3 protein-coding genes are annotated in these 4,958 nt (G+C 69.2%); all 3 read left to right on the top strand.

What is annotated here, in order from left to right:
• On the top strand, positions 1-1,468 hold a 1,468-nt coding region (locus ACY0I8_RS16315; protein ID WP_461395591.1), incomplete at its 5' end, for a tetratricopeptide repeat protein.
• 3 nt (positions 1,469-1,471) lie between these two features.
• Positions 1,472-2,263, top strand: a complete 792-nt coding sequence (locus ACY0I8_RS16310) for a hypothetical protein (protein ID WP_461395590.1) — start codon at positions 1,472-1,474, stop codon at positions 2,261-2,263.
• 188 nt (positions 2,264-2,451) lie between these two features.
• Positions 2,452-4,958 (top strand): preprotein translocase subunit SecA (gene secA, locus ACY0I8_RS16305; RefSeq protein WP_461395589.1); only part of this gene is annotated, 2,507 nt, incomplete at its 3' end.

Below are 4,958 nucleotides of genomic sequence, written 5' to 3'. Positions count from 1 at the left end.
GTACCTGATCCTCGGCCAGCTCCCCGAGGCCCGCAAGGTGGCGTTGGACCTCTACGAGGAGGACCCCGAGGACCTCTTCCTCCTGGAGCAGCTCGCGGCCATCGCCCAGGCCCGGGGCGACCGCAAAGAGCTGGCCGACGCGTACCGGGCTATGGCCAAGGTGTACGGCCGGCGGGGCATCGAGGACAAGGAGGCCCTCTACTACCGCAAGGTGCTCGAGATCGCGCCCGACGACGCCGAGGCCCGGCTCGCCCTGGGCGAGGTGCTGGAGATGCCCCCGCCCACCGGGGAGGCCGAGGCGTGGGAGGGCGGCCCGGCGATCGCCGAGGAGGAGCCCGGGGCCGAGGGCCCGGACCCCCTCGAGGGCGAGATCCTGGAGGTGGAGCTCTACCTCAAGTACGGCATGGACGAGCAGGCGGCCGAGAAGCTCCGGTTCCTGGTGGACCGGGCTCCGGCCCGGATCGATCTCCGGCGAAAGCTCCGGGACGCCTACGAGCGGCGGGGCGACCGGGAGGGGTGGGTGCGGGAACAGCTCCAGATCGCGGAGCTCCTCTTGCAGGAACGCCGGGAGAACGAGGCCCTGCGGGCCTACCAGTCGGTGCTCGAGGTGGACCCCCAGAACGCGGAGGCGCGAAAGGCCATCCAGTATCTGAAGCCGGGCTCCGTGGAGGGGGCGGGCCCGGCCGTGGAGATCGAACTCGACGCCTCGGCCATCGAGTTCGTGGAGGGAGAAGCCGGGGAGCAGGTGGTGCGCCGGGGCACCCGGGAGGCCACGGCCGAGGCCTCCGACGCCCTTCGGGAGGGCCTTGCCGAGGCCGAGTTCCTGGAGGCCCAGGGCCGAAAAGACGAGGCCGTGCAGACGCTTTTGCGGCTCAAGGACCGGTTCCCGGGGTCGCCCCACGTGCTCGCCCGCCTCGAGGCCCTGGGCTGGTCCCCCCAGGCCGAGGAGGACGACGGGTTCGTGGACCTCCAGTCCGAGGTGCTCGACGATTCGGGGCTTCGTTTCGAGGGGTTCGAGGACTTCGAGGTCTCGGAGCTCGACGACATCGTCACCGAGTTCAAAGCCGGCATCGCCGAGAAGCTCGAGGAGGGGGACTTCGACACCCACTACCACCTCGGCACGGCGTACCGGGAGATGGGCCTCGTCGAGGAGGCCCTCGAGGAGTTCCGGATCGCGGCCCGGTCGCCCGAGAGGGCCCGGGAGGCCTACGCGGCCATGGCGAGCCTCTACCGCGAGCAGGGCAACCGGGCCGACGCCCGGTCGGCCCTAAAAATGGCCCTGGCCGTGCCCTCGAACGCCCCCGAGGACCGGGCGGCGATCCTCTACGAGTTGGGGGACCTCTCGGAGGAGGAGGGCGACCTGGAGGGGGCGCTCCGGCACTTCGAGAGGGCCGAGGCCGAGGCCCCGGGGTTCCGGGACGTGGCCTCGCGGCTCCGGAAGCTGCGGGCCGTGCGGGCCGGGGAGTAGGCCGTGTGGCGAGGACTGGGGCTTAGCCGCGACCCCTTTGCTGCGGTGGCCGACGGCGGCCTGTTCTGGGAAACCCCGGAACGCGAGGCTGTGCGGCGAAGCGCCGTAGAGACGCTCCGAAACGGCCGGCCGGTGGCCGTCACGGGCCCCGGGGGGAGCGGCCGCGACACCCTGGTGGCGAGCATCGCGGACGATGCCCTGGCCCGGGGAATGCCGGTGCTGTGGGTGCCACTGGGGGAGGAGCCGTTCCTCTTGGCCGCGCTCGAAGGGGCTGGGGCCGCTCCCGCGGAGGAAGGGGACCCAGATCGGGTGGCTCTCCTGTGCGAGGTAATTCTGGACCGGTTCCAGGAAGCGGGGCCCGTGGTGGTGGCCGTGGAGGGTACGCCAGACGCCGAGGACCTGGCCGAGTTGGCGTTCTTGGCCGGGCTTCGGGTGGCCGGCCATCCCGTGGCCCTGCCCCTCTGGGTCCACGAAGGCCCCGTGACGGACTGGGCCGGGGAGGCGCCGCTGCCGGCGGTTTCCCGGGAGGACCTGCGGGAGTTCCTGTTCCATCGCCTCGCCGCCTGCGGCGGACCGGATCTGCTCCCCCCGTCGGTGCTCGAAGATCTCGCGGCGCGAGCCCGGGGACTGGGCAGCGCCCTGGCCCTGGCCCGCCGGGAGCTCCGGCGCCTGGCCTTTCGGGGCGCGGCCTGCGAGGGGGCCGGGTCGGGCGCGGAAGCCGTGTTGCCGGCCGACGCCCTCGACGAGGTCGAGGACCTTCTCTCGGCCCTCGGTCCCGACGACGCCGGGCCGTGAGGGCCGGTACCTTCGCGTTTTGACTCCCCCCGTTCCGGGTGCTAGCATGACCGGTCCGGTGGAGTCCGGGGCTTTCGGGCCGCCGACTCCGGCCGCCGGCCGACCCATCCCGCCCGCCGAGACGACCCCCGTAGCGTAAGCCATCCTCCTCAGAGCCCCGCCGCCCGCGCGGCGGGTGGAGCCGAATCATGTTCCAAGCCGTACTGACGAAGATCTTCGGAAGCAAGAACGACCGCGAGCTCAAGCGCATCCGGCCCGTCGTGGAGCGGATCAACGAGCTCGAGCCCCGGTTCCAGGCCCTGAGCGACGACGAGCTCAAGGCCATGACCCCGCGGTTCAAGGAGCGGCTCGCGGCGGGGGAACCGCTCGACGACCTCCTGCCCGAGGCGTTCGCCACGGTGCGCGAGGCGGCCCGCCGGGTTCTCGGCATGCGCCATTTCGACGTGCAGCTCATCGGCGGCGTCGTGCTCCACGAGGGCAAGATCGCCGAGATGAAAACGGGCGAGGGAAAAACCCTGGTGGCCACCCTGCCGGTGTACCTGAACGCCCTCACGGGCCGGGGGGTGCACGTGGTCACGGTGAACGACTACCTGGCCCGCCGTGACGCCGAGTGGATGGGCGAGGTGTACCGGTTCCTGGGCATGACCGTCGGCGTCATCGTCCATGGGCTCAACGACCAAGAGCGCCGCGAGGCCTACGCCGCCGACATCACTTACGGCACGAACAACGAGTTCGGGTTCGACTACCTCAGGGATAACATGAAGTTCCGGCTGGAGGACTACGTCCAGCGGGAGTTCCACTACGCCATCGTGGACGAGGTGGACTCGATCCTGATCGACGAGGCCCGCACGCCGCTGATCATCTCGGGCCCCTCGGAGGATTCCACCGAGAAGTACTACGTGATCGACAAGATCATTCCCCATCTGCGCCGGTCCCAGGCCGAGGACGGCTCCGACGGCGACTACACCGTGGACGAGAAGCTCAAGCAGGTGATCCTGACCGAGCAGGGCGTGAGCAAAGTGGAGAAGCTCCTGGGCATCGAGAACCTCTACGACCCCAGGGAGATCGAGACCCTCCACCACGTGAACCAGGCCCTCCGGGCTCACGTGCTCTTCAAGCGCGACGTGGACTACGTGGTCAAGGACGGCAAGGTCATCATCGTCGACGAGTTCACCGGCCGGCTCATGCCGGGCCGGCGGTGGAGCGACGGGCTCCACCAGGCCATCGAGGCCAAGGAGGGGGTGAAGATCGAGAGCGAGAACCAGACGCTCGCCACGGTCACCTTCCAGAACTATTTCCGGATGTACGAGAAGCTGGCCGGCATGACCGGTACGGCCGACACCGAGGCCGTGGAGTTCAAGCAGATCTACGACCTCGACGTGGTGGTCATCCCCACGAACAAGCCGATGATTCGCCAGGACCACGGCGACGTGGTGTACCGGACCAAGAAGGAGAAGTTCGAGGCCGTGGTGGCCGAGATCGAGGAGTGCCACAGGCGGGGCCAGCCCGTTCTGGTGGGCACCATCTCCATCGAGGACTCCGAAAAGCTCTCCCGGATGCTCAAGCGCCGGGGGGTGCCGCACCACGTGCTCAACGCCAAGTACCACGAGAAGGAGGCCGAGATCGTGGCCCAGGCCGGCCGCAAGGGCGCGGTCACCATCTCCACGAACATGGCGGGCCGGGGCACCGATATCATGCTGGGCGGGAACCCGGTGTTCCTGGCCCGGGCCGAGGCCGATCCCCACGAGGACCCCGAGGGCTACGAGGCGGCGCTGGCCAAATACAAGGAGATCTGCGCCAAGGAGAAGGAGGAGGTGATCGCCCTGGGGGGCCTCCATATCATCGGCACCGAGCGCCACGAAAGCCGGCGGATCGACAACCAGCTCCGGGGCCGGTCGGGCCGGCAGGGCGACCCGGGCTCCAGCCGATTCTACGTAAGCCTCGAGGACGATCTCATGCGGATCTTCGGGTCCGAGCGGATCTCGGGGCTCCTCACCAAGCTGGGGCTCCAGGAGGGCGAGGACATCCAGCACCCCTGGATCACCAAGGCCATCGAGAACGCCCAGAAGAAGGTCGAGGCCCACAACTTCGACATCCGAAAGCACCTCCTCGAGTACGACGACGTGATGAACAAGCAGCGGGAGGCCATCTACCGCTGGCGCCGCGAGGTGCTCGGGGCCGAGGACCTGACCGACGAGATCAAGGAGATGGCCGCCGGCGTGGCCGAGGGGCTCGTGGCCGACCGGTGCCCGGCCGACGAGCCGCCCGAGAAGTGGGACCTCCAAGGGCTGCGGGAGCTCCTGTTCAAGCAGTTCCACATTCAGCTCGAGGCCTCCGACGACGAACTGCGGGCGCTGAAGGACAAGCTCTCCGACCACGTGGTGGAGCGGGTTCTCGCCCGGTACGACCAGAAGCTCGAGGAGTTCGGCCCCGAGATGGCGGCGCGGCTCCAGAAGTACGTGCTCCTCCAGTCCATCGACACCCACTGGAAGGACCACCTCCTGAGCATGGACCATCTCAAGGAGGGCGTGGGGCTCCGGGGGTACGCCCAGGAGAACCCGCTGGTGGTCTACAAGAAGGAGGGCTACGAGCTCTTCATGTCGATGCGCGACCGGATCGAGGAGGACGTGCTCCAGAAGCTCTTCCTGATCCAGATCGTGCGCGAGGAGGAGGCCCGGGAGCTCGAACAGCCCTC

It is taken from the genome of Deferrisoma sp., from assembly GCF_054681715.1.
This window is presented reverse-complemented; position numbering and strand designations above follow the sequence as displayed.